The sequence below is a fragment of the Bacillus sp. OTU2372 genome (assembly GCF_038440275.1).
Lineage (GTDB): Bacteria > Bacillota > Bacilli > Bacillales > Cytobacillaceae > Neobacillus > Neobacillus bataviensis_B.
Genome location: NZ_JASATK010000007.1, coordinates 42,316 through 66,454, shown reverse-complemented (window position 1 = coordinate 66,454; position 24,139 = coordinate 42,316). Strand labels below are relative to the sequence as shown.

Here is a 24,139-nt window from a genome sequence, read left to right as displayed (position 1 = left end):
CATGTCTGAAAATAAAAACGTAACATTTATCATTACTCGTCAAGATAGCCCAGATGCTGCTCCTTATGAGGAGACATTCGAAATTCCATACCGTCCGAATATGAACGTTATTTCGGCATTGATGGAAATACGTAAAAATCCAGTAAATGCACAAGGGAAAACGACTACTCCAGTCACTTGGGAAATGAACTGCCTTGAAGAGGTTTGCGGTGCATGTTCAATGGTTATTAACGGGAAGCCTCGTCAATCTTGTTCGGCATTGGTTGATCAATTAGAGCAGCCAATTCGCCTAGCGCCAATGAAAACCTTCCCTGTTGTCCGTGACCTTTCAGTTGACCGAAGCAGAATGTTTGATTCGTTGAAAAAGGTAAAAGCATGGATTCCAATTGATGGAACTTATGATTTAGGACCTGGGCCTCGGATGCCGGAGAGAAAACGTCAGTGGGCATATGAACTTTCTAAGTGTATGACCTGCGGTGTATGTTTAGAAGCTTGTCCAAATGTGAATAGTAAAACAAACTTCATGGGACCAGCTGTATTTAACCAAGTTCGTTTATTCAACGCTCATCCAACAGGCGAAATGAACGCGGCTGAACGTTTAAATGCTTTTATGGAGGATGGCGGTATGCAGGGCTGCGGTAATTCTCAAAACTGCGTACAAGCTTGTCCAAAGGGAATTCCAATTACTACTTCTATTGCAGCGGTTAACCGAGCTGCAACCATGCAAGCCTTTAGAAACTTCTTCGGAAGCGACAGCGGTAACTAAAATTATATTGAATCTAAGAGACCTTCTTTTCTGTTTAGGAAAGAAGGTTTTGTTTTATAAAAAGCAGAAGTTTCATTAGTCCATTCTTGTCACTTTTTGATATACTTGAACAAATGACCTAGTAAAAGGCAGGTATTCATGGTGAAAACAAAATTCTCCTTTTTTCTAATTATCATTGGCCTCATTTTCGTGGGTGCCGGTGTTTGGCAATATGCTCATACAAAAGTAAAATCCACTACGGCTCTCCAGCAAGCGAAGGAAATCATCAGCCAAAAACAGCCGGTTGCTGCGGATAAGAAGAGATTAGACAACAGTACTCCTCCCACAACAGGAGACACCATAGGAATTCTAAGCATTCCAAAAATTAAAGCGGAGTTGGCCATTGTGGAAGGGACAGACCCTGATGATCTTGAAAAGGGAGTAGGCCATTATAAAGGCTCTTATTTTCCGGGTGATAAGGGGCAAATCGTTTTGTCGGGCCATCGCGATACGGTTTTTCGAAAATTAGGCGAGTTAAAAATAGGTAATCATTTAAAGATTCAGATGCCGTACGGGAACTACACATACGAAATCACTCATACTAAAATTGTTAAATCAAACGATAAAACCGTTATTACCTTACAAAAACAGCAGGAAGAATTAATCCTGACAACGTGTTATCCGTTTCATTATGTTGGAAATGCACCAAAACGATATATCATTTATGCAAAAATAATTGGCTCCTAAACAAAGGATAATAAAAAGTTGGAATAATTTTGTGATTATTTCATAAAAAACCCACTCCTTTAGGTTAAATATAGTCACTCCTTTGTATCGTTTACATAAGATATTGTGACTAAATATATACCCATCCCACGATACATTACTGGCGAAGGCAAGGAGGGTTACAATACTTGAAGGAGAATGATTATAATCACAAGCCATTACTCACCAAACGGGAAAGAGAAGTATTCGAATTATTAGTACAAGACAAAACAACGAAAGAAATCGCTGGTGAATTATTTATAAGCGAAAAAACAGTTAGGAATCACATTTCAAATGCCATGCAAAAGCTTGGTGTTAAGGGGCGTTCACAAGCTGTTGTAGAGCTCCTTCGAATGGGAGAGCTAGAACTTTAATAATGTGGCCGGCTTCCATTTGGAGGCCGGTTCATTTTTAGGAAAAAGTTTTTTTAGAAAAATAAAATCTGTTTTATCCACGGGTTGTTCTCTGTAAAAGTCCGGTGAATTCTTTCTTGTTGGGCTGGTTTGGAAGATAACATAAGTTAATGGAAAATAGTAGAAATCTATTGAAAGTTTTATCAGTAAAACTTACAATGAAAGTTAGAATGGTAATATAGGCATTATCATGGGAGAAAGGAACGGAAAGAGAAAGATGAACAGTCCTGTTGAAGCGATTAAAAGTGAAAAAAGAATGCTTTTATTAAAATATTTGGAAGAAAACCACAGCAGATATGAGACGCTATTTTCCTGCAATGAAGATGGCATTTTTGTATTGGATATAGAAGGGCATGTTGTTCAATCAAATCCGGCATTTCAACAATTAACAGGTTATTCACATGCGGAAACGGACAAGTTAAGACTTCAATTTCTTTTTCCAATCGACCATATCAATAAGGTGTTCCATCATTTTAGTAATGCAGTAGTAGGCCGTTTTTCAAACTTTGATACGAAAATCATTACTAACATCGGCCAAATCCTTGATTTAAATATAACGTTTATCCCGATCAGTGAAGATGACCAAATCGTCGGGGTCAGAGCAGTCGGGAAAGACATTACCGAATTAAAAAGAAAAAAGGAAGAAATAAGAAAAATTGAAGAGATGCAGCGTGTATTAACAGATAATATTTTAGATGTCATAGTGAGTACGAATTTGCAAGGGGAAATTGTTTACGTATCTCCTTCCTGTGAATATATTCTAGGGTATGAGCAAAATGAAATAATAAAAGAAAATTTATTATCATTTGTCCATCCAGATGATGTTGAAAAAGCTTATCAGAGCCGGAAAATGGTGCTCGACAGCCAAGAAAGTGGACGAGACTGCTACCGTATCCGGAAAAAAAGCGGAGAATATTTGTGGGTGGAATCGCTTTGTAAACCGATCATCGCCCATGATACCCTTCATGTTTTAGAGATTGTCAGTGTCATAAGAGATGTAACAGAACGGAAAAAGGGTGAAGAAGAAGCTAAAAGACGGGAAGAGACCTATCGCGATTTAGTAGAGCATTCACCTGATGCCGTTATTATTGCGAAAGATTCTGAGATTCTTTTTATAAATGATACTGGTGCTAGGTTATTTGGGGCAAAGGATAAAAAGGATATTCTAAACAAGTCAATCGGAGAAATTATTCATCCTGATTTTCACGAGATTGCTAGAGAGCGGGAAATCATGGTAATGGAAGGAACTATAACTGATTTTATCGAGTATAAATTGCTGCGTTTAGACGGCACACTCTTTGTTGCTGAAGTGAAAGGAATTCCTACTTTTTACCAAAATATCCCTGCAAGACATATCATCATACGGGATGTAACGGAACGGAAAAAGACGCACGAACTTTTGCTTAACTCCGAAAAATTGAACGTGGCAGGACAACTGGCTGCTGGAATTGCTCATGAAGTGCGAAACCCACTTACCGCAATCAAAGGGTTTCTTCAGTTAATGGAGTCTGAAGGTGAAGGAAATAAATCTTACTTCGATATTATTGAATCAGAAATGGACAGAATTGAATTGATCCTAAGCGAGCTTTTAGTCCTGGCCAAACCACATGAATTAAAATTTGGACCAATTGACCTCATCACCCTGCTAGAGAATGTCAAGACATTAATTGATACTCAGGCTGTTATAAATGGAATTCGAATTGAGACGAAATATAATTATCAAAATTTTACTATTAATAGTGATAAGAATCAGCTAAAACAGGTGTTTATTAATATTTTAAAAAATGCAGTTGAAGCCATGCCCCAAGGTGGATTTATCACGATTGAAGTAAAGCAGTACGGTTGTAATATGGTGAAAATTTTCTTTAAGGACACTGGATTTGGGATGTCACCTGAAATCCTAAAACGTGTGGGAGAGCCATTTTTTACAACAAAAGAGGACGGCACTGGACTTGGTATCATGATTTCTAAACAAATTATCGAAAACCATGGTGGAACGATCAACATTTGGAGCGATGAGCAGGGGACTATGATAGAAGTGATATTACCGATTGCGAGTGAAAGGCTCCATTAATAATACGTAGAAATGAAAACCGGCATCGAGTTAGGATGCCGGTTTTCATTAGGATTTTAGGGTAATGTAGAATGACTTTGAGAATTGTCCAGCTCCAGCGCCCTAGCAGCTAGTGTCCTTCGCGCTCCGCCCTACGATAAGTCAACATCGAATCGCTAACGCTCTTCGTGTTTCCTTTATCTCAGTTGGAGCGCTCCAGGCCATACGCCGCTGACCAGGGCGCTTCCGCTTTTCTTACCCTGGTAAGGTATAACTAAATTCTAATTCATCTACCTGTTTATTGTAATCCACAAAAAGATCATGTCCATTAAAAAACCATAAATCGGAGCCTTCAATAAAGAAAGTCAGACCTTCTTTTTCAGTCTTAACGCCCATGTCTATTGGCTCGTTATCGACGGTAAATGCAAGTGAAAACCCTTCTTGAACGGGGCTGCTTCCGTAAATTTTAACATAAAACCTTACTTTATCTCCTTTTTTCAACTCTACTTCATCCTTAAACCATTGTATGGCTGCAGTACTCAATCCTATTTCCATATTTTTCTCACCTTTGTTTTAAAATTCAGACATGAACATATTATGAACTAATCTGTTAAAATTAATTTATTATAGCATTTGATTCAATTAATAGCTTTTCAGGAGTGTTGAAAAAAGAGTTTCAGCTTGAAATTTTAGCAGAAAAAGTAGAAAATAAGTACAAGCTTTAAGACTTTCAGCTTGGTTCCGCGGTTATTATCTAGATTCGTCTTGAGGAGAAGCAAAATATAGGAGTGTATACAAATGGAACTCGAAAACCCACAAAAAGTTACAGTGGATATGATCGCTAATATTGAAAAAGACTTACGTTATATTTCTGGTATCATTAAGCAAAAGGGCAGGGAAATGTTAAGTCAATATAAAATTACTCCTCCACAATTCGTGGCCTTGCAATGGCTGTTTGAAGACGGAGACATGACCATTGGCGAGCTTTCAAATAAAATGTATTTGGCTTGCAGCACCACGACAGATTTGGTCGACAGGATGGAAAAAAATGTACTCGTTGAGCGGGTAAAAGATCCAAGCGACCGGCGTGTGGTCAGAATTCACTTACTAGAAGAAGGAAAAAGAATCATTGATGAAGTTATTAAGAAGCGTCAAGCATATTTGGAAGAGATGTTAAAAAATTATACGATGGAACAAATCTTACTTCTACAATCCAGCTTGAGCAAACTGCATCAAGAAATGCGTTAAAAAGAGGCGAGAATTTTTGAAACAACCAATTGGTGTTATTGATTCTGGTGTCGGTGGACTAACCGTTGCCAAAGAGATGATGCGGCAGCTTCCCAATGAGAAAATTATTTATTTGGGCGACACAGCGCGCTGCCCGTATGGTCCAAGATCACGGAAGGAAGTAAAAAGGTTTACTTGGGAATTGACCAATTTCCTATTAGAAAAAAATATTAAGATGCTTGTAATCGCCTGTAATACAGCTACCGCTGCTGCACTGGATGAAATACGCAAGGAATTACGGATTCCGGTTATTGGAGTTATTAATCCTGGGGCAAGAGCTGCCATTAAGCGGACAAAAAACTACCGGGTCGGGATAATTGGTACCATCGGAACAGTCAAAAGCGGGGCTTATGAAAAAGCTCTAAAATCGCTCAACAGCAGGCTTTTTGTCACTAGTCATGCATGTCCAAAATTTGTCCCTCTTGTTGAAAGCGGCGAATACGCCGGAGCAATTGCTGAGAGAATCGTAGATGAATCTTTACAACCGCTTTTGGATCAAAATTTAGATACCTTAATATTGGGCTGCACCCATTATCCATTGCTCGAACCCCTTATTAAAAATGTAATGGGTGAAAAGGTACATGTCATTAGCTCAGGGGACGAAACGGCACGAGAAGTTAGCGCTATTCTCCAATATAACGATTTGCTTGACACCTGTGAAGAAGAACCAGAGCACGAATATTATACAACAGGCTCTAAATGGATTTTCTCGAAAATTGCGTCCCAGTGGCTCGGCACCCATGTCGACAATGTAAATAAAATAAAACTTTAAAAGGAGCTCCCGGTTAGGGGCTCCTTTTCTAATGGGAAAAATTTTTTATTGGTTAAGGCGGTCTATTTTTTTTTAGGGCTCGTATACATGATAGTACAAACTGTCTTAGGGGGGAATTATGTGTTTAAAAATAAAGTAAAAATAATTGGTATGACTGTGTTAACTTCAACGGTTTTACTATCAGGCTGCGGATTGTTTAGCACCGAAACGCAGAAGAAAATTGATCCGCCAAAAACGGTTACTGTTAAGGAAGGAACGGTTCCGGTTAGTAAGGAAACCACAGTGAAAGAAAAAGAGGCAGCAAAAGACACGGTAAAAACTGAACTTTACTTGATTGATAAGGATGGCTATGTGGTACCACAAACTCTAGCACTTCCAAAAACTACTTCAGTAGCTAAACAAGCCCTTGAGTATTTAGTGGCAGATGGTCCTGTGACAAACATGCTTCCAAATGATTTTAGAGCGGTCCTTCCTGAAGATACAGATATATCGGTCAACATTAATAAAGATAATGGGGTCGCAACCGTTAACTTCTCAAAAGAGTTCAAGAATTATCAGCCAGAGGATGAGCAGAAAATCCTTCAATCTGTCACCTGGACGTTAACGCAATTTGATAATATTAAATCGGTCAAGCTTCAAATGAACGGCCATGACCTAAATGAAATGCCTGTCAGCGGAACACCAATTAGTGAAAATCTATCAAGGGCTACCGGAATTAATATAGATACTTCAGATGTCGCTGATATTACAAATACAAAACCGGTAACTGTCTACTATATAGGTGGTGAAGAGGGCTCTTATTATTACGTGCCAGTAACCCGCCGGATTAGCAATACGGAAAAGGACAATTATGCCGCGATCGTTAATCAATTAATTCAAGGACCAAGTGAGAAATCAACTCTTGTATCTGAATTTATGTCAGATGTGAAGCTTCTTGACACCCCTAAATATGAAAACGGTACGTTAACGTTAAACTTTAATAAAAATATTTATGACAGCTTTAAGGAAAAAGAAATCTCTCAATCTTTACTAGATACGCTCGTGCTGTCTCTAACGGAGCAGCAGGGTGTAGAAAAGGTTGCAGTCGAGGTTGAGGGGAAAGTAGACATTAAGAATGATAAAGGTAAAAAGGTGTCTGAACCAGTAACACGTCCAGAAAAAGTCAATACAGGTAGTTATTAAAAAAACATTTTTGTTATACTATATAATGACCATGAAAGAGGTTGGCTTCTTATGCCGCCTCTTCTTTATTTGAAAAAAAGTGATCAGCTTAAGGAGGAAATGATGTGCGTGTTGATGGAAGAGAGCCATTGCAGCTCAGGCCTATACATATTGAAACCAATTATTTAATGCATCCAGAAGGTTCTGTCCTTATTTCGGTCGGAAATACAAAGGTCATTTGTACAGCTAGTATTGAAGACCGGGTTCCTCACTTTATGAGAGGGGAAGGTAAAGGCTGGATCACGGCGGAATACTCCATGCTTCCAAGGGCAACGGAAACAAGAAACATTCGCGAATCCTCGAAAGGAAAGGTCTCCGGCAGGACGATGGAGATTCAGCGCCTGATAGGCCGTGCGCTTCGCGCGATTGTTGATCTTAGTGCGATTGGTGAGAAAACGGTCTGGATTGACTGTGATGTCATTCAGGCGGACGGAGGGACACGGACAGCCTCGATAACTGGTGCGTTTGTGGCGCTTACTCTGGCTCTAAATTCATTAGCAGAGAAAAGGTCATTTTCAAAGTTTCCAATTACTGATTATTTAGCTGCAACTAGTGTAGGGATCCTATCGGGTGGTAAGGTCGTGTTAGACTTAAACTATGCGGAAGATTCCAAGGCTGAAGTGGATATGAATGTAGTCATGACAGGGAATGGAGAATTTGTTGAGCTGCAAGGAACAGGTGAAGAGTCCACTTTCTCTTACGACCAATTACAAGGGTTGCTGCATGCCGCACAAGAGGGGCTCATGGAGTTATTTGAACAGCAGAAGGCAGCGTTGGGTGAGGATATTATTAAAAAAATCGAGAGTCGAAGGAAGAAATAAGTCGGTAGAATGAGTTTCCGCTTGGATGGATGAGTTAATTTGCTGATAAGTTGGGTTTACTGGCGGATAATAAGCGGAGTTAACTGGCGTATAAGTGATGTTTATTGGCGGATAACAAGATTTTACTGGTGCATAAGCTTAATTTACTGTCAAATTTTTAAAAAAACACTGTAATAAAATAGAGGCGATAATATGAAAGAAGTCATTATAGCGACTAAAAATAAAGGAAAAGCAAGAGAATTCGAGGAAATATTTTCCTCAAGAGGGATCACTGTTCGAACATTACTAGATTTCCCCGAAATACCAGAAGTGGAGGAAACGGGAACAACCTTTGAAGAAAACGCCATCCTCAAAGCCGAGGCCGTCTCTCACGCACTAAATAAAATGGTCATTGGCGACGATTCAGGGCTAATGGTTGATGCACTGGATGGCAGACCAGGAATCTTCTCCGCCCGCTATGCTGGTGAGCCAAAGAACGATGAGAATAACACAGACAAAGTGTTATTAGAACTAAAAGGTGTTCCTGACGAGAAGAGAACCGCTAGATTCTATTGTGCGCTCGCAATCGCGGTTCCTGGTCAAGAGACTAAAACGGTGTCAGGCACCTGTGAAGGCCGGATACTCGAGGAGCGCCGCGGAACAAATGGCTTTGGATATGACCCAGTTTTTTACGTACCAGAAAAAGGCCGATCAATGGCAGAATTATCTTCAGATGAAAAAAATAAACTCAGCCACCGAGCGAATGCACTTAAAAAACTCGATGTCGAGTTAGATTCCATTTTAGAAAGAGCTGATAAGTCATGAGCAAGGTATTAATTATCAGCGACAGTCACGGCTTAACGAAGGAGCTTGAAATCATCAGGGAACGTCACTTAAGTGAAGTCGATTTAATGATTCACTGCGGTGATTCACAATTGATGCCAACTGATCAATCAATCTCTGGTTACTTAACGGTCATGGGGAATTGTGATTTTGGCGCCGAGTACCCATTGGAGACAACAACTGAAGTAGCAGGTAGAAAGTTCTTTATCACTCATGGCCATCGTTATTCAGTAAAGTCGACATTAATGAATCTAAAATACAAAGCCGAGGAAGTTCATGCTAATATTGTCTGCTTTGGACACTCGCATGTCTTAGGAGCAGAAGTGGTTGGCGGCACGCTTTTTATCAATCCAGGCAGCATCCGCCTCCCACGCGAGCGTCTTGAAAAGACATATGTGATTCTTGATTTACAATCTGATAAAATCAACATGTCAGTGTTTGAATCTTCAGGCCGTGAACTTACAAAATTAGCGCAAGAATTTACTCTTTAAACTTAGAGGGGGGCTTCCCCCTTTTTATGAAAAAAGGAAATAGCTGTTGACTTTTAGATATTAGGATAATATAATAAATATTGTCTTTAATAATAAAAAATGTCCCAGTAGCTCAGCCGGATAGAGCATACGCCTTCTAAGCGTACGGTCGGGAGTTCGAATCTCTCCTGGGACGCCATTTACATACGTAATAAACCGCTATATATAAGCCTTCTAGGACGTCAAATGAAACGGTCAGTGCATCGGTCAAATGCCGAATTACACTCGATAATTCATTAACGTTTTAGGAGGTTTTTTGTTATGACGAAAAAGAAAAGCATTCTATCGGTTTCAGATGATTTGAGCGGTTTATTCTCCGAAAATCCTCCCCCACGTACAACGGTCAATTTAGACCGAATGACTATTAATAAGGCGCTTGCAACGATTACTCGCCAAATGCAGATCAGTGGTAATCGCCCTAGGACAATTAGCGATTATTCGATTCAAGTAAATCATTTCGCTGAGAAGACGAAACTAACATTCTTAGACGACATAAAGGCGGAATCAATTTACGATTGGCTTTCCCGAATGGGAGTCAGTAATCAAACTAAGTTAATACGCCTAAAATGTTTGAAGGCGTTCTTGTCCCGTTGTTTTAGTAATGGATGGATTGAAACGCAGTTTTGGAGGCCGATAACAATTCGAGTTGATAGTCACGTTAAGGAAGGAGCCACAGAGCGTGAAATTCGAACGTTATTATCTTTGTTAGACTTAGGTGACTTTGTCCAATTACGAGACGCTACAGCGGCTTTATTGATGTTTAAAACGGGTATACGTGTTAATACAATCGTCCACCTGGAGAAAAGACATATAGACTTCACGGATAAATTACTGAGACTTGATGGTTCTATCATGAAAAACCACGACCAGTTACTTCTGCCATTTGATGATACATTACACCGTTTATTAAGCGTGCTAGTACGCCAGAATGATGCGATAAGGCAAGTATACGGAGTACAGAATAATTACGTTTTTATCACGAAACAAGGCGGGGTCATTTCCAATAGCCCAACCCATAACAACATCCAGAAGCGATTAAATAAGTACTCTAAGGAGTTTGGTTTACCTAATATTAATCCGCATGCTCTTAGACGTGGTTTTGCTAAGTCTCTATTGAATAAGGGAGCAAATATTGCTGAAATATCAAAAGCGCTTGGTCATAGTAATCTGGCGGTCACAACACAGTACTTACACCTGGATAAGGAAGAAGTAGCGGAGAACCTGCGAAAATACTTATAGTAGAATTAGTGCGGCGTCACCTTAACGGGTGGCGTTTTTTCTTGTTAAATAAATTGCACAGTTTTGTGCAACTAGTAACTATCTATTAAGGAGGGATCTATTCTGTGTTCAAAAATTTTGGAATAATGCTCAAAAGACTTAATAACTTTTTTGTGAATTTTTTTTATATGCGCATAAAAAAGAGCTGAGATATTTGACTTCTTTAATAATTTTATTTTAAATGAAAGAATAATAGTATAATCAACCTAGCTTATAGAAGATATTTTTTAAAGTGTTATATAAAATAGTAATTAGTTTTCAGATTAGGGCCAAAACAAAAAAAGTGAGGACAAATATGAGTAATTTTTATAGATATAACAAGATTTTAGAATTAATATTATTTGGTCTTTCAGTAGTTATTATTAATATTCTAACAAGTAAAAATTTATATGGGTGGGTAATAATTGTCTCAATCGTTATTTTATTACTTGAGATTTTTATTAAAAATAAAGAGTATAACCCAATAATTAAGTCTGCAATTAATAGAGAGCAAAAAAATAAAGAATTAGAGAGAAATGGCATTTCAAATCATTACTTTATGGATAATTATGAATCTAAAAATAAAAGAAATTCAGAAACTGCTAAGGCTATCGATGAGGCAAACGAAATGTTTTTAATTGCTGAAACAGGTAAATCATACTTAGATATTCCAACAGATAGACATTGGAAGAATATTAAAGAAAAACTAAATAGAGGAGTCCATTTTAAGGTTTTACTTATTGATCCCTATAGCAAAAATAAACTGGTTAGAAATAATTTGAACAATATTGACGGGGTTGATAGAAAGTTGGATATAGAAGGTCTGATAATTTTAAATAATAAATATGAGAACTTAGAAATTAGGTTTACTGACCAGGTTTATTGTTCATTATTCTTTACAGATAAATATATGATTTATGACCCATATCATTTGGGTAAAACTACAGACAGAATAGAAAACAATTTTATTGCTATAGAATTCAAGTGTGATAACCGAAATTACAACATATTAAAAAGTCATTTCAACAATTGTTGGAGACTTTCTGAATCATTTGAAGAGGTTATAGAAAAATGAAAAGAATAATACTCACATATAATCAGAGCTGTAATTTAACTTGTGATTTTTGTTATGTGAATTTTCACCATAAAAAAATACAAGACAAAACATATGAGGTAGTAAAAAGAGCAATATCATTGGAATTTGATGTAATTACCTTCGGTGGAGGTGATTCTTTTAGTAAAGGTAGTTTTAGAAAATCATGCATACTTGCAAAAGAAAATGGGCTATTTACTCAAGTAGATACAAATAGTATTTCAATAACTGAAAGTGATTTTTCCTTTATCGAAAATTATGTAGATTTAATTGGAATCTCTTTAGATGGAATCGGAGAGAAACATAATAATATGAGGAAATCAAAAAATTTATTTAATAAGGTTAATTTAGTTCTTCAAAAATTAAAAGAGTCAAATACTAGGATTAAAATAAATACTATATTAACTAAGCAAAACAGTGATTATATTTATGATTTGTATAGATATTTATTGGAGTTTGAAAATATAGATAGTTGGAGTATATATCAATTTTTCCCTTTATCTTCTGCTAAAGAGAAAAAAGATACGTTTGAAATAAGTGATGACGATTTTGATAATGCATTAACCTTTTTGGATAAAGAAGAGAAGAAGTTCAAGATTGAAAAATTTAAATATAGCGATAGGGTGAGTGGCTATATATTCTGTGATGAGCAAGGAAAGATTTATACGAATAGTTTAGAAGGGGACTACAGAGACATTTGTTCAATCTTTGATATTGATGTGGCTGAAAAACTCTCTAGACTTAATGAGACCATTAATCCTAAAACAATAAGTCGTTATGTATAAATGAGATCCTCATTTTCTTGGAACCTTTTTATTGTGATGAAATAAAATGAGATGGTGAATCAATCATATTACTTTAACATCGGTTAGCTTTAATTGAATAAGAAAAACTAAGGACCGCTATGTTAGTGGTCTTTTTATTTTATTTCTAAAGGGAACGTTTGTTCGTTTATAATAATATCGAAGGAGATGACCTTAATGACTATTCGAGACCTTGGTAAATTAAAATGGCAGCCTGCATCGTTCTTACCGTTAGCATTCGATGTTTAAGGACCAGGAACGCCAATCGAAGCCGTTAATCGATGAGTACGAAATGGACGAATTCGACCAACGGATATGTTATGCGATGGAGTATAACTTAGCCGTAAAGCTAAAGGTATGGAAAGATGGATTTACTACTGTTGTTGTCGGTTCCGTCTATCGCGTTGATCCGATTTCACATGAGGTACATATCGAAATAAAGCTTGGAGAATTTGAACGGATTAAATTTGAGGATATCATCGGAGTTTCTGTAGATTAACGATATAGATCGTAAAACTGTCGTAATTAACCGTATGAAAAATCCTGAAGTCTATTGAAATATGTTAATTAGATTAATTGCAGACGCAGCCATTTAGGTTGCGTTTTTTTTTTTTGCATTTTTTATTTTCTATTCCACTCTGCTCGGTTGAGACCCCTATTGTATATATGACTAAGGAGGTGGTTTGGATTGGACGAAACAAAAAAATATAAAAAAATCGACACTGACGACATTTCTGACCCTTATCTATATATGAAGTAACCAAGATTGATAGTCGGATCAAAAAAAAATAAGATTTTTGATTTTTCTCGGCGCTGGAGACGATTTGGACCCGTATCTACATATGAAGGTAGGAGGTGATGGGCGAATGAGAAACGGTCAAAATTACAATCCTTGTAAAACTACTACTTATAAACATTACAAAACGGAAAATACGGCCAACGCATTTTTTTTAAAATTTTTTTATTTCCGTATCTATGATAGATGACTATATCCCCTATTTTAGAGATGAAAGCAACAAGAGTATGACAAAAACTTTTAAGGAGGTGAAGATTGAATGGGTTTAGTCACAGCTTCAACAGTAAGAATCGTAAGGGCGTACCTGAACTGGACGCAAAGTGAACTAGCAAAGCGCATGGACGTAAGCGCTGGTTCAGTATCTGCGGTTGAGAAAGAAACGAACAGGATTACGCCTGAATTCGCTATGAAGTTCAAACGAGCAGTAGGGATTACAGATGCGATCTTAATCGATATTCAGTATCTGCAGAACAAGATAGTGGAATAAAACGTTTCTATCTATTTTGAAAATCTAGGTATTAAATCTATTAAACTTTGGAGGTATTACAGAATGAACATTTTAGAGAGCGCAAATTTTAATGAGAAAGATTTGGTTGGTTTGGATCGTTTACACCACTTACTCGAATACACCTATCAGGACGAAAAAGCTGTTGAAGCTATTTATAATCAGAAAATGTGGGCAATATCTATCTGTCGTGATTTAGCAGCTGCTCAAAGAATGATAGATTTTGAAATTGATTTGGCAGAACTGTGTTTGCGTAGTATCGGTTTTATAGTTGACTTATGGACGGAGAAAGCGATCCTTGGTCCCAAGGATGAATTGAGAGATATTCATAGATTTGAACGATTTATACAAAGAAGGTTAGAAAGAATTAAAGATGATATACGAATTGGTCGTTTTTTAACCAAAGTAAAGGAAGAAGGTTGGGATAAAGATGAAAAATAGTACTCAACGTAAGAACAAATTATCAGAGAAGCAAATTCAAGAGGCACGTAAACAGTATGCAACTGAGAAATCCTCGATTAAGCAGTTAGCAACTGAATATAGAACTACAGAGTATCAGATCAACAAAGTACTTGAAGGAGTTACAAAATGGAAGCAGACAGATGAAGAACGGTTTTGGTCGAAAGTCGATAGGGGAAACCCAGATGAATGTTGGGAATGGATAGCGGGTAAGACCTCAGATGGGTATGGTACCTTCAATTATAACGGGAAGACCGTCAATGCACATAAGTTTGCGTATGAGATTACTCACGGTGTTTGTGTCCCTAGTCGATTTCACGTTCGCCACTTATGTAGCAATCCGTGGTGTGTAAATCCCAGTCATCTATTGCCAGGAACTCCAAAGGAGAATAATGAAGATACGAAAATAAGTGGGCATCAGTATAGAGGGGGGGCAAAGCCAAAACTAAACGAGATTGATTCACTAGAAGCTATAGTCCTCTCTGATATTGGGATGAATCATGAAAGAATAGCTAAATTTAAGGGCATTAGTGGCTCTACTTTACAAAGGATAATGCAAAAGGATCCATTAGTGTTAAGGGAGGATTGGCTTAAAAAGGAAAAAGAGATGGCGATGAGTCTGAATAAGATTTGAAGCTGAAGGCGGTATCTGTGAATGCAGAACCGCTTTTAAATTTATAAAATACCAGAATAGGAGAAATAATAATGACTAATAGCAACAGACAATTTGCACTTGTTGATCTAACTACAGGACAAGAATATGATATTTCAGAGTATTCCTTACGTTCCAAAAAGCAAGACGAGGCATATAAACGCATTCAGTATTACCATCAAGATAATCGCCATTTCTCGTTTGCAGATATGGAGAACATCAAAAATGTTATTTCTAAAGTTAAAACAGTCGACTGCGGATATCTGTTAATACTACAGTGCTATATGGAGTATGGTACGGGAAAGTTAGCTTTAGATCGAAAAGAGATGCAGAAAGCATTGGGAATATCTAAACCGACCTTTCAAAGGTTCTGGGCAGCGATGATAAGTAACGGAATCATCTTCAAAGATAATGGAGAATTTTATGTAAATCCTGATTTCCATTTCCGCCATCAACCTAATCATAATCGAGTTATCAAGTTGTTCACCACCACATTAAAACAGCTAACAGATAAGTTGACGGCGTCAGAATTAGGGTTTCTGTACAAGCTGTTACCTTATGTTCATTATGATACTAATATGATTTGTGCTGATCCGTTCACTGAGCCAGAGAATATCAAGTTTCTAAACAAAACTCAGATTGCGATATTGGTCGATATGGATGAAAAGAAAGCGTCCAAGTTATTGGACAAGTTACGAAAAATAGGTATTATTGTGGAGACAATTCGCCAGGATGATAAACGTGACCACATTTTCACTTTGAATCCCTATGTTTTCTATCGTAAGAAGGGGAAGCCAGACGACACTTTACGTGGTTTGTTTGCATCTACACCTTATGGCCAATGATAAATAGGTGTCTTTTTTGATACCAAAATAGCGAAATGGGTGTCTTTTTTGATACCTTTGAAAAGTGCCTTGGCGCCTAGAGCCACAACGGTTTGAGGTGCTTTTACGCTAAAATTACTTCTTTATCTTAGACAATACGTAATTATCATTCTAGCAAACGGGAGATATGGTATTGACTAAAAAGCGTAAAAAACGCAATAACCTTCGCCTAACGGCTCAGGATGTAACCAAAGCTTATCAGCTTTAGTAACATCAAAAATAATAACCGTTATGGTTTAAAATGGGAAGACTGCTAAGCAGGATTCAACTGAGCGGAAGCGAAGGTTATACGTTTTGACGATTATACGTTAACACGAAAAACGATAATTACGTTATTGAATAGAATACGGTTAACCCGATTAGAAGTTAAAGAATGAAGTTAACCGAATTAATGGAGTTAACCATTACGGTTAAAACGTATTTGTATTCTGAATACAGTTGATTACGCCCTGTATCCGTATAAATGGACGACTTGGGTTAGCTATTGACGAAAATACGCCTGGTGCATCACGACTGAAAATGACTGTTTCTGGAAAACTCCAGGGTCTATGGGCAGCTGTTCAAAAACGTTGATATTCCAGCGATTGGAAGTGATTTTGTAAAGTAAAAATACTTGACATTATGACATTGAAAACGTCACTTATGGTAAAACTTCAGGAGGCGACTTAACTTACTTTATTACGATAAAGCGTTGTTAAAACTGGGTTTCGAGATATCTACCGTGCTTTAATACACTGATGGATATGACGTTAATTAATACCGACCAGAAATCCAGTGACAGTAACTAGACTAAATTGTCGTATCCCTAAATAAGAAAAGGCGACACTCTTATTGAAGTATCAGCCATAAACTTTAATATTCGGTGTCTTTTGTTTGGGATAGTTTTTGTTTATCGGTAGTTCCAGGTGGTTGTTCTAGCCATTTGTTATCAATCATGATGTTAACTCCGTCCTTTGCATACTGAGCGACTTCTAGCGATAAGCGTTCATAATTTAGAAAAAGGTCTGTTCTTTGACTTGCCGCCGCTGCAGTTGCGTAATTTCCTGAACCAGTCGCACTTAACAATGCCATATGAGACATGGTTAGTTTGTCTGAGAATGGCGGTGTAGTTGAATTTGTTACAGCAACATCTGATGAAACTGGTGGTTGTATATCATTGTCGAGTAGAGTTGCAGAAAAAATCTGCACATGCTTTTTTGAAATATCGTTACCTCTTAGCATCCACTTTTGTATATTTTTTCTCGGTGATGTTTGAGCAAAACTAATAGAAAGATGACTACCTATTAAATTGGTTTGAATGTTCATATAAAGATGAGCTATTTCAACTGTATTTAAAGGGCGTTGCTTACTGAAAAGAGAAAAACCACTTAAATAACTTCTGCTATCTACGTAATCAGTCTTTGTTGGGTATACAATATACGGTGATCTTACAAACAATCCTTTAGAAAGTGCGACATCTGAACTTCTGTCGAATAAATCGGACGTTTCTTTTAGTCCTTCCATAAAATAACCCCTTACATCTTTTCTTGCACTCATGGAAACGAGTCCACTATAAGCAAGTAACCCAGCCTTTGCCATGTGGTTTATGTAAGTCAGCATAAATGAATCAGTATATAGGCGAGGAGCATTTAAATTGACATCTTCGTTAGTAAATCCTGTTGGTAATGGCAAATCTTCTTCTTCGAAAAGATGAGTTAGTTTTTCTATATGAGAAACTGTAAGATCATATGCAAACTGTATAATAGGCCTTATATCTGAGTCTTCAACATGTACTAGAAAATATCCAAGAATGCACTTAGCCATACTATCGTTCATATAGCCAGTCCAAGTACTAGCGATTTCTGATGATGTTAGGCTAATACGGTTTTCAGTCATATTCCGAACTCCTTCAAAAAAATATATATTGGTATATTCTTTTCGAATAAACTTGTTTTTATGTAGCCTAAGATGACCAAATACATATACGAACACCTTCGATACCTTGGGGACTCGGAATGGTGATCCAACACTCTAGGAAACATCAACTGTTCGGATGGCACTACCAAACGTCAAATAAGCGAATTCATATAAATAGGATAAAACCTTTACCATATCTGGCAAAGGCATTTACAGGAGAAACATTTCTACATTATTCTGCCGATTGTAACTTCTTTTTTGCTCGGATCAACGTACTCTTCGATATTCCAGTTAAATCCTCAACTTGCGTGTAAGAGTGGGTTTCTAACAGGTGTAAAGCGTGATCGATTTGCTTCTTAGTAAATTTATTAGGTCGACCCTCTCGGAAATCTTTACGCTGCTTTGCAATCGCTTTGCCTTCTTGAGTTCGCTCAACGATCATATCACGTTCAAACTCTGCAAATCCGCTCATAATCGTTAGTATTAACCTTCCAGTAGGCGTGTCTTCTACTAAGCCCATATTTAGGACATGTACCTTAACACCACGTTCAAAAAGTGCTTTTACTGTGTTGATTGCATCCACGGTAGAACGTGCAAAGCGGTCTAACTTCGTAACAACTAAAGTGTCCCCTGATTCCAGCTTTGAAAGTACTTCCTTAAACTTCGGACGATCTGCCTTCGTACCTGTAAACTTTTCTGAATGGATAACTTCGCATCCTTCATTCTTTAACGCCTGTAGCTGTGCTTCCAAATCTTGATTCACTGTACTAACCCTGGCATAACCGTATTTCATCGGTTTTCCCTCCTTTATTTATGAATCTAAGTTATGACACCTAATGATACCTTGATAATACTGACTCTGGAAATCGGTGTCAATACTTAAAGGTTATGAAACTTTAAGGGGGTATAAGTAGGAATTATATTAGGACAGGTAGGGGGCTACCCTATCACGAACAAAGGTCCCATATGAATATCGGCACTTGCCTGGTGTAAGACACACATGGACTTCAAATCTCGAAACTTTGACGAGGGAATAGAGGAAGCAGATAAGAGAGAAAAAAACGTAAAGTAAACGATGCGTGAAAATTAGGAAAATTTGTTAAAAGGATGAAGACAACGGGATAAAAGGTTGTATAATTTAGTTGTATGGAAAGAATTAGCTTTTATTAAAGGAGCCATGCTGATGGGAAAATATGAACCAAAGCCAGAAGTAGAGAGAATAGAGGTTCTAGTGAGGTTAGTAAAAGAAGGGCATATAAAATTACCAAAATTTCAAAGACCCTTTGTTTGGACTAAGAACAATATACTAGAATTAATGGATAGTATATATAAAGGATACCCAATCGGGAGTATCTTACTATGGTTGACAAGACAGAAGTTAGCTAGCGAAAGAAGTATTGCAGATTTAGAGATTAATGAGTTAGAGGAAGAATATCCTACAAATTATTTATTAGATGGACAGCAACGACTATCTAGTTTATGTGGGATACTATTTTGGGATGGACAAAATAAAAACAGTGTTTGGAATGTAGTATTTGACTTAGAAAAAGAGGAATTTTTATATGACCCAGACAATGAAAAAATTGAATATTTTAAGCTAAATAAGCTTTTAGATACAATGGATTTTATTAATCAATGTTCAAGGTTTGTAGGTCATCCTAAGCAAGCCCTATATACAACAAATGCTCAAAAATTATTAAATTCCATTAAGGATTATAAAATGGCATCAGTAAAAATAGGAGATATGAGCCTTGATGAAGTTGCTCCTATATTTGAACGGATAAATAGCACGGGTAGAAGGCTTACAATGGTAGATTTAATGAGAGCAGCAACTTGGAGTGGAGAATTTGATTTAACCCATACAATAAATATGGTCAGGAGCTTTTTAGAAGAAAAAAACTTCGAAGCTGTACCAGAAATAGAAATTTTAAGAAATCTTTCTACATGCGCAGGATTAGGTGTTACTAAGGAAGATATAAATAAGTTAAGAGATCGTTCATCAGATGAGTTGAAGCTCATTGCTGAAAAATGTAAAAAAGCATATTTGCATGCTGTAGATTTTATTACAACTGAGTTACACGTACCTAGTCATGGATATTTGCCGTACTCGTTACAATTAACATTCTTAGTAGAAATATTTAATCTTTGCCCGTCACCAACGGTAGATCAAAGAAAGGAGATAAAAAAATGGTTTTGGAGAACCTCTATAACAAGGTATTTTGCTTCCTTTAATAACGGACAGTTGAATGCAGAACTACGTACAATAAGAAGTTTCGCCACAGGGAAGATAGAGACATTATCAATTAACAAGGGAATTTATTATAAAGAGTTTATCGAGAGTTCATTTGTATTAAAGAATTCAGTAAGCAAAACCTTCTCACTTATTTTGGCGAATAATTATCCTAAAAGCTTACTGGATGGGGCAAGTATTAACATTGATTCAGTTTTGGCATTAGTGAATAAAAATGAATTTCACCATATTTTTCCGAAAAGTTATTTAAAGAAAAGAAATTATGAAAGTAGCCAGATAAATCAACACGCAAACATTTGCATGCTAAATCTAGGTAATAACCGAGCAATATCCAACAAGGCTCCAAGTGATTATTTCTTATTGGTAGAAGAGAGGCTTGGTAGTAATTTACATGATATTTTATTAAGTAATTTTATAGATGAAGATGCCTATAGATGTGCTATAGAAAATAATTATGAAGGATTCATTGAAGCAAGAAAGAAGTTAATATTAAGAAAAGCAATGGAATTGTGCGATGATCTGGAGGAACTTAAAAATGTTACAAAAAATCCCCTGCACAATATAAAGAATCAGAAAAAAAACGATAATCAATATGTACAAATGAATTTAAATTTATAAAAATTCAAGAGAAAATTTTCAGGAATTAAAATCAAATGAATTTTCAAAATATAACAGACAATATTAGTCTTGGAGGAATACAAATATATTGACTTCCCTAAACCATTTTTCATTGAACGAAATGATGTTAATTCCGTGACTGGCGAGTCTATTGTTGGCTCGCTTTTTGTTTGTCCATTTTTAAGATTCGGCGAGGTACCCTATCACGAACAATGCCCTGATGCCATATCGAACTATGCCTGTTGTAACGTACATCTGAGGGTCAGATCTCGAATCCTTGACGAATTGTAATGAAAGGTGCGTTTCGATAAAATCAGTCGATTGAAATCGCCAAATTGATCAAAAAATATTTTTCGGAATCAGAAAGATCGAGGGTGTTATTAAACTACCGAGGCAGGTGTTAATTAATGATTTTATGTTCAATATAACCAGGAAAATATAATTTAAGTTTAATGTGAAAAACAATTTCATCCACTTAATTATTATATATAAAATTTGGTAAAATTGTTAAAAAATAAATTCATGACAAAGAAAATATGGTAAAATTGTTAAAAAGTAAATTTATGACAAATAGATTTAATTGGGGGAGACTAGGTATGAAGAGGGTTTTTTTATCTCATAGCAGCAAGGATAAGACATTTTATATTGAAAACGTTGTAAAAAATCTTACTAAATTGATAGGTCCAGATAAATTTGTTTATGACGCAAAAACTTTTGAAGAAGGTGAAGAAACATCTCAAGAGATTTCAAAATGGTTAGAAAACACAGAGATTTTTGTTCTATTTATATCAGATACAGCATTAAATTCTCCGTGGGTTAAAAAAGAAATTTTAGAAGCCAAAGATTTATTTGATAATAGTGATTTAAAAAAAATATATCCTATAATTATTGATGAAAAAATAACCCATGAAGATAAGAGAATCCCTGATTGGATGAGAGAAAAATATAATATTAGATATATTTCTCGATCAGCGGTTGCGGCAAGAAAAATACACAATAAATACATTGAATTAATATGGGAAAAAAACCCTAAAATTAAAGAAAAGAATACGTTCTTTGCGGGTAGAAATGATCTTATTGATAATATTGAAGAAAGAATGGATTCATTTGATAAACCCATCCCAACCTCATTAATAGCATCAGGATTAAATGAAATTGGTAGAAGATCTTTATTGAGAAGAAGCCTTATAAAATCGAGCATAATGATTGAAAGTTATTTTATGCCTACAATTGTTTTAGATGCGCATCAAAGTATTGAAGATTTAATATTATTATTAGATGATTTAGGTTATGAAACGGATAATAGTTTAGACCAACCTCTTATGAAATTATCTCAGGATGATAAAGTAGAAATTGCATTTAAATTGATAAAAGAGATGAAGAATTCGAAAGATATTTTGTTAATTGTAGATGAAGGAGCTATAGTTTCTCCTACGAGAACTATAAGTGAATGGTTTATAAAATTGAATAATAAACTTAGTGATTCATCTAATGGGATGTCTTTGTGCGTTGTAAGTAAACATAGAACAAGATTTCAAGATTTAGCTAAAGCTGAGTCTATCCACGCTGTTCATGTTCCCGAACTTCCTGATAGTGAAAGAAGTCGTTTATTTACTAGGTACATACGAATTTTAGGTTTAAAATTAAGCAAAGAGGAGATAAAATTTGTTACGACCTTTTTCTCAGGCTTACCAAAGGAAATAATTTATACAGCAGATTACATAAAATATCATAGTATTACAGAGTTGAAAAGGGATACATCTATTATTACTGATTTTTCTGATGGAAAAGTATCAAGGTTGGTATCACGGTATGATAAAAATGAAAAGGCTTATAATCTATTAGCATTAATAGCAACATTTGATTTTATTAGTTATAGCATGCTTTCAGAAATAATCAACGGTTCAGATGAGCATAAAATTCTTATTGAGGAATTCATTACAAATGGAATTTGCGAGAATTTAGGTATAAATGGAGAGTACCTATGTCTAAATTCTGCCATTAAAAATTACGTTCAAAGACAAAAATTTGAAATGGGAGAGTTTTTTAAAGAGGCTTTAAATGATCATGTTAAAGCGTTTATGAATAATTTTGATAAATTGAATGATAGAGATGTATCAGATGTATTTTATTCTTTAAGAGAAGCAATTAGTGTGAATAGTGAAATAGATAGTAGATATCTAATACCGTCTCATTATTTAAAGTCAATGAAAGAATTATATGATAGAAGAGATAGGGATCAAGACGTAGTAAAATTAGCTGATAGAATATTAATAAATGAAGAGTTTATGGATAAGCATATAGCTAGAGAAATACGTTATTACCTATGTTCTTCATTGGCAAGGTTAAAAGATGGAAGATTTAAAGAAGAAGTTCAAAAAATTAATGGACCTGAACATAACTTTTTATTTGGTTTTTATTATAGACATGTAGGACGGGATACAGAAGCAATCAATAGTTTATTGAAAGCTCTTGAAGAAAGACCTAAATTTGGAAGAGCTAAAAGAGAGTTAGTTCTTGTATATAATAACAATGAGGAATATGATAAAGCTTTGAATTTAGCAAAGGAAAATTATGAATCAAATAGAAGTAATGAGTATCACATACAAGCATATTTTCAATGCTTGTCCTACGGAAGAAGGGACACGTTAAGCTTTGAAGAGAGAAAAGAGCGAGCCGAATTATTATTAGAAGATATAAGAAAGATTGATTCTGAAAAAGCAAAAAGTATGTCTTTAGTAATGGATATACAGTTCAATGTCTACTTTAATGATAATTTAGATGATGCGGAATTTTTGATTGAAGAAAAGGCATATTTATATCCTAAAGATATATTTGTCCTTCTAGCAACTTTTGATGTGTACGAAAAGTTAAATAAAATTGATAATTTAAGGACTACTTTAGAAGCGATAAAAAATCTCCATGGTAACCCAAGTAGTAAATATCATCGCGATTATTTAAAATGTTTAGCAGCTTATACTGCTGCGACTGGCGAAATTTCAAAAGCTAGAGCAATAGTAAAGGTTATTAATACTTCAGAAACTGCTAAACGGTTACTTGAAAATAAGATAAGTAAATACGAGCTTGTTCAAATTAATGGTTTTTAATTAATCCTTTCTATTAAAAACAAATATCATATGCAATCTGGTAAATCAGACACGATGGCATGGAGATTATGTTTTTGCTCCATTTTGCATTCGCAAAGTAAGGTTTCAACAAATGTCGCGTTACATTAATAAAAGATGATCGTCTAAATGGCGGTCATTTTTTATGTTATAAATCACATAAATTGATATTTAGTCAAAGTGTAAACTGAAGATGAACTTATTTAGAATGAATCAAGAGCGGTATATGGTGTTATATCTTTCGTCTTTTTTTCCAATTTCATAGCTTCCTCATATTTTAAAATACAATTTTTGACTATTTTAAACAAGGATAAAACGTACGTTATCTCCATGTAAAAAAGAGTTGGCTTTCTCGAAAGTTGTCAGATGCT

23 protein-coding genes and 1 tRNA gene are annotated in these 24,139 nt (G+C 35.8%); 21 read left to right on the top strand and 3 right to left on the bottom strand.

Translation table 11 applies throughout. The features are described from left to right. Position 1: 1 nt before the first annotated feature. The 4 genes from sdhB to AAHB15_RS13455 all read left to right on the top strand — a co-directional run bounded on the left by sdhB (position 2) and on the right by AAHB15_RS13455 (position 3,997). Positions 2-766, top strand: a complete 765-nt coding sequence (gene sdhB / locus AAHB15_RS13470; RefSeq protein WP_342042604.1) for a succinate dehydrogenase iron-sulfur subunit — start codon at positions 2-4, stop codon at positions 764-766. A gap of 138 nt (positions 767-904) precedes the next feature. Further along, positions 905-1,492, top strand: a complete 588-nt coding sequence (locus AAHB15_RS13465) for a class D sortase (RefSeq protein ID WP_335571910.1) — start codon at positions 905-907, stop codon at positions 1,490-1,492. A 167-nt stretch (positions 1,493-1,659) separates the two neighbouring features. After that, entirely contained in the window at positions 1,660-1,884 is a 225-nt protein-coding gene (gene gerE / locus AAHB15_RS13460; RefSeq protein WP_007087335.1) for a spore germination transcription factor GerE, read from the top strand. Between the two features lie 256 nt (positions 1,885-2,140). Continuing rightward, the gene (locus AAHB15_RS13455) at positions 2,141-3,997 is read left to right on the top strand and encodes a PAS domain S-box protein (RefSeq protein WP_335571909.1); all 1,857 of its coding nucleotides are present in this window, start codon (positions 2,141-2,143) and stop codon (positions 3,995-3,997) included. A gap of 234 nt (positions 3,998-4,231) precedes the next feature. Here AAHB15_RS13455 and AAHB15_RS13450 read toward each other — a convergent pair whose 3' ends face one another. Continuing rightward, positions 4,232-4,531, bottom strand: a complete 300-nt coding sequence (locus AAHB15_RS13450; RefSeq protein ID WP_335571908.1) for a HesB/YadR/YfhF family protein — start codon at positions 4,529-4,531, stop codon at positions 4,232-4,234. 243 nt (positions 4,532-4,774) lie between these two features. On the opposite strand from AAHB15_RS13450, the gene AAHB15_RS13445 reads away from it, so the two are divergent. From AAHB15_RS13445 to AAHB15_RS13375, 15 genes are all read left to right on the top strand, one after another. Continuing rightward, positions 4,775-5,224 carry a MarR family winged helix-turn-helix transcriptional regulator gene (locus tag AAHB15_RS13445; RefSeq protein WP_098526912.1) on the top strand — a complete coding sequence of 150 codons (450 nt, stop codon included), beginning with the start codon at positions 4,775-4,777 and terminating at the stop codon, positions 5,222-5,224. Positions 5,225-5,240: 16 nt separating this feature from the next. Further along, positions 5,241-6,035 carry a glutamate racemase gene (racE, locus tag AAHB15_RS13440; RefSeq protein ID WP_335571907.1) on the top strand — a complete coding sequence of 265 codons (795 nt, stop codon included), beginning with the start codon at positions 5,241-5,243 and terminating at the stop codon, positions 6,033-6,035. Between the two features lie 120 nt (positions 6,036-6,155). Further along, positions 6,156-7,217, top strand: coding sequence for a GerMN domain-containing protein (locus AAHB15_RS13435; protein ID WP_446715868.1), 1,062 nt, complete (start codon positions 6,156-6,158; stop codon positions 7,215-7,217). A gap of 104 nt (positions 7,218-7,321) precedes the next feature. After that, positions 7,322-8,077, top strand: a complete 756-nt coding sequence (rph, locus tag AAHB15_RS13430; RefSeq protein WP_144564353.1) for a ribonuclease PH — start codon at positions 7,322-7,324, stop codon at positions 8,075-8,077. Positions 8,078-8,269: 192 nt separating this feature from the next. Continuing rightward, a complete protein-coding gene (locus AAHB15_RS13425; protein WP_342042602.1) occupies positions 8,270-8,881 on the top strand; it encodes an XTP/dITP diphosphatase in 612 nt (203 codons plus the stop codon). After that, positions 8,878-9,390 (top strand): metallophosphoesterase family protein, encoded by a 513-nt coding sequence (locus AAHB15_RS13420; protein ID WP_144564349.1) that lies wholly within the window; start codon positions 8,878-8,880, stop codon positions 9,388-9,390. The genes AAHB15_RS13425 and AAHB15_RS13420 overlap by 4 nt, the downstream gene beginning before the upstream one ends. Before the next feature lie 101 nt (positions 9,391-9,491). Next, positions 9,492-9,568: transfer RNA gene (locus tag AAHB15_RS13415), tRNA-Arg, on the top strand. Between the two features lie 122 nt (positions 9,569-9,690). Further along, positions 9,691-10,668, top strand: a complete 978-nt coding sequence (locus AAHB15_RS13410; RefSeq protein WP_342042601.1) for a tyrosine-type recombinase/integrase — start codon at positions 9,691-9,693, stop codon at positions 10,666-10,668. A 334-nt stretch (positions 10,669-11,002) separates the two neighbouring features. Continuing rightward, complete coding sequence (locus AAHB15_RS13405; RefSeq protein WP_342042600.1) at positions 11,003-11,761, top strand: hypothetical protein; 759 nt, start codon at positions 11,003-11,005, stop codon at positions 11,759-11,761. Continuing rightward, positions 11,758-12,564, top strand: coding sequence for a radical SAM protein (locus tag AAHB15_RS13400; RefSeq protein ID WP_342042599.1), 807 nt, complete (start codon positions 11,758-11,760; stop codon positions 12,562-12,564). Before AAHB15_RS13405 ends, AAHB15_RS13400 begins: the two co-directional genes overlap by 4 nt. Positions 12,565-12,823: 259 nt before the next feature. Further along, positions 12,824-13,081 carry a YolD-like family protein gene (locus tag AAHB15_RS13395; RefSeq protein ID WP_342042598.1) on the top strand — a complete coding sequence of 86 codons (258 nt, stop codon included), beginning with the start codon at positions 12,824-12,826 and terminating at the stop codon, positions 13,079-13,081. A 556-nt stretch (positions 13,082-13,637) separates the two neighbouring features. Further along, positions 13,638-13,865 carry a helix-turn-helix transcriptional regulator gene (locus tag AAHB15_RS13390; RefSeq protein ID WP_342042596.1) on the top strand — a complete coding sequence of 76 codons (228 nt, stop codon included), beginning with the start codon at positions 13,638-13,640 and terminating at the stop codon, positions 13,863-13,865. Positions 13,866-13,928: 63 nt separating this feature from the next. Next, positions 13,929-14,324 (top strand): hypothetical protein, encoded by a 396-nt coding sequence (locus tag AAHB15_RS13385; protein ID WP_342042595.1) that lies wholly within the window; start codon positions 13,929-13,931, stop codon positions 14,322-14,324. After that, on the top strand, positions 14,314-14,976 hold the full coding sequence (locus tag AAHB15_RS13380; protein WP_342042594.1) for an HNH endonuclease: 663 nt from the start codon (positions 14,314-14,316) through the stop codon (positions 14,974-14,976). Before AAHB15_RS13385 ends, AAHB15_RS13380 begins: the two co-directional genes overlap by 11 nt. 71 nt (positions 14,977-15,047) lie before the next feature. Continuing rightward, a complete protein-coding gene (locus AAHB15_RS13375) occupies positions 15,048-15,839 on the top strand; it encodes a hypothetical protein (RefSeq protein WP_342042593.1) in 792 nt (263 codons plus the stop codon). Positions 15,840-16,730: 891 nt separating this feature from the next. Here AAHB15_RS13375 and AAHB15_RS13370 read toward each other — a convergent pair. Both AAHB15_RS13370 and AAHB15_RS13365 read right to left on the bottom strand, forming a co-directional pair. Beyond that, a complete protein-coding gene (locus AAHB15_RS13370; protein ID WP_342042592.1) occupies positions 16,731-17,753 on the bottom strand; it encodes a DUF3231 family protein in 1,023 nt (340 codons plus the stop codon). Positions 17,754-18,006: 253 nt separating this feature from the next. Next, entirely contained in the window at positions 18,007-18,567 is a 561-nt protein-coding gene (locus AAHB15_RS13365; RefSeq protein ID WP_342042591.1) for a recombinase family protein, read from the bottom strand. Positions 18,568-18,957: 390 nt separating this feature from the next. Here AAHB15_RS13365 and AAHB15_RS13360 point away from each other — a divergent pair, with 390 nt between their 5' ends. Together AAHB15_RS13360 and AAHB15_RS13355 are read left to right on the top strand one after the other, a co-directional pair. Beyond that, positions 18,958-20,643: a GmrSD restriction endonuclease domain-containing protein gene (locus AAHB15_RS13360; protein ID WP_342042589.1), complete on the top strand. Its 1,686-nt coding sequence runs from the start codon at positions 18,958-18,960 to the stop codon at positions 20,641-20,643. 596 nt (positions 20,644-21,239) lie between these two features. After that, positions 21,240-23,750 (top strand): TIR domain-containing protein, encoded by a 2,511-nt coding sequence (locus AAHB15_RS13355; RefSeq protein ID WP_342042588.1) that lies wholly within the window; start codon positions 21,240-21,242, stop codon positions 23,748-23,750. Positions 23,751-24,139 lie beyond the last annotated feature (389 nt).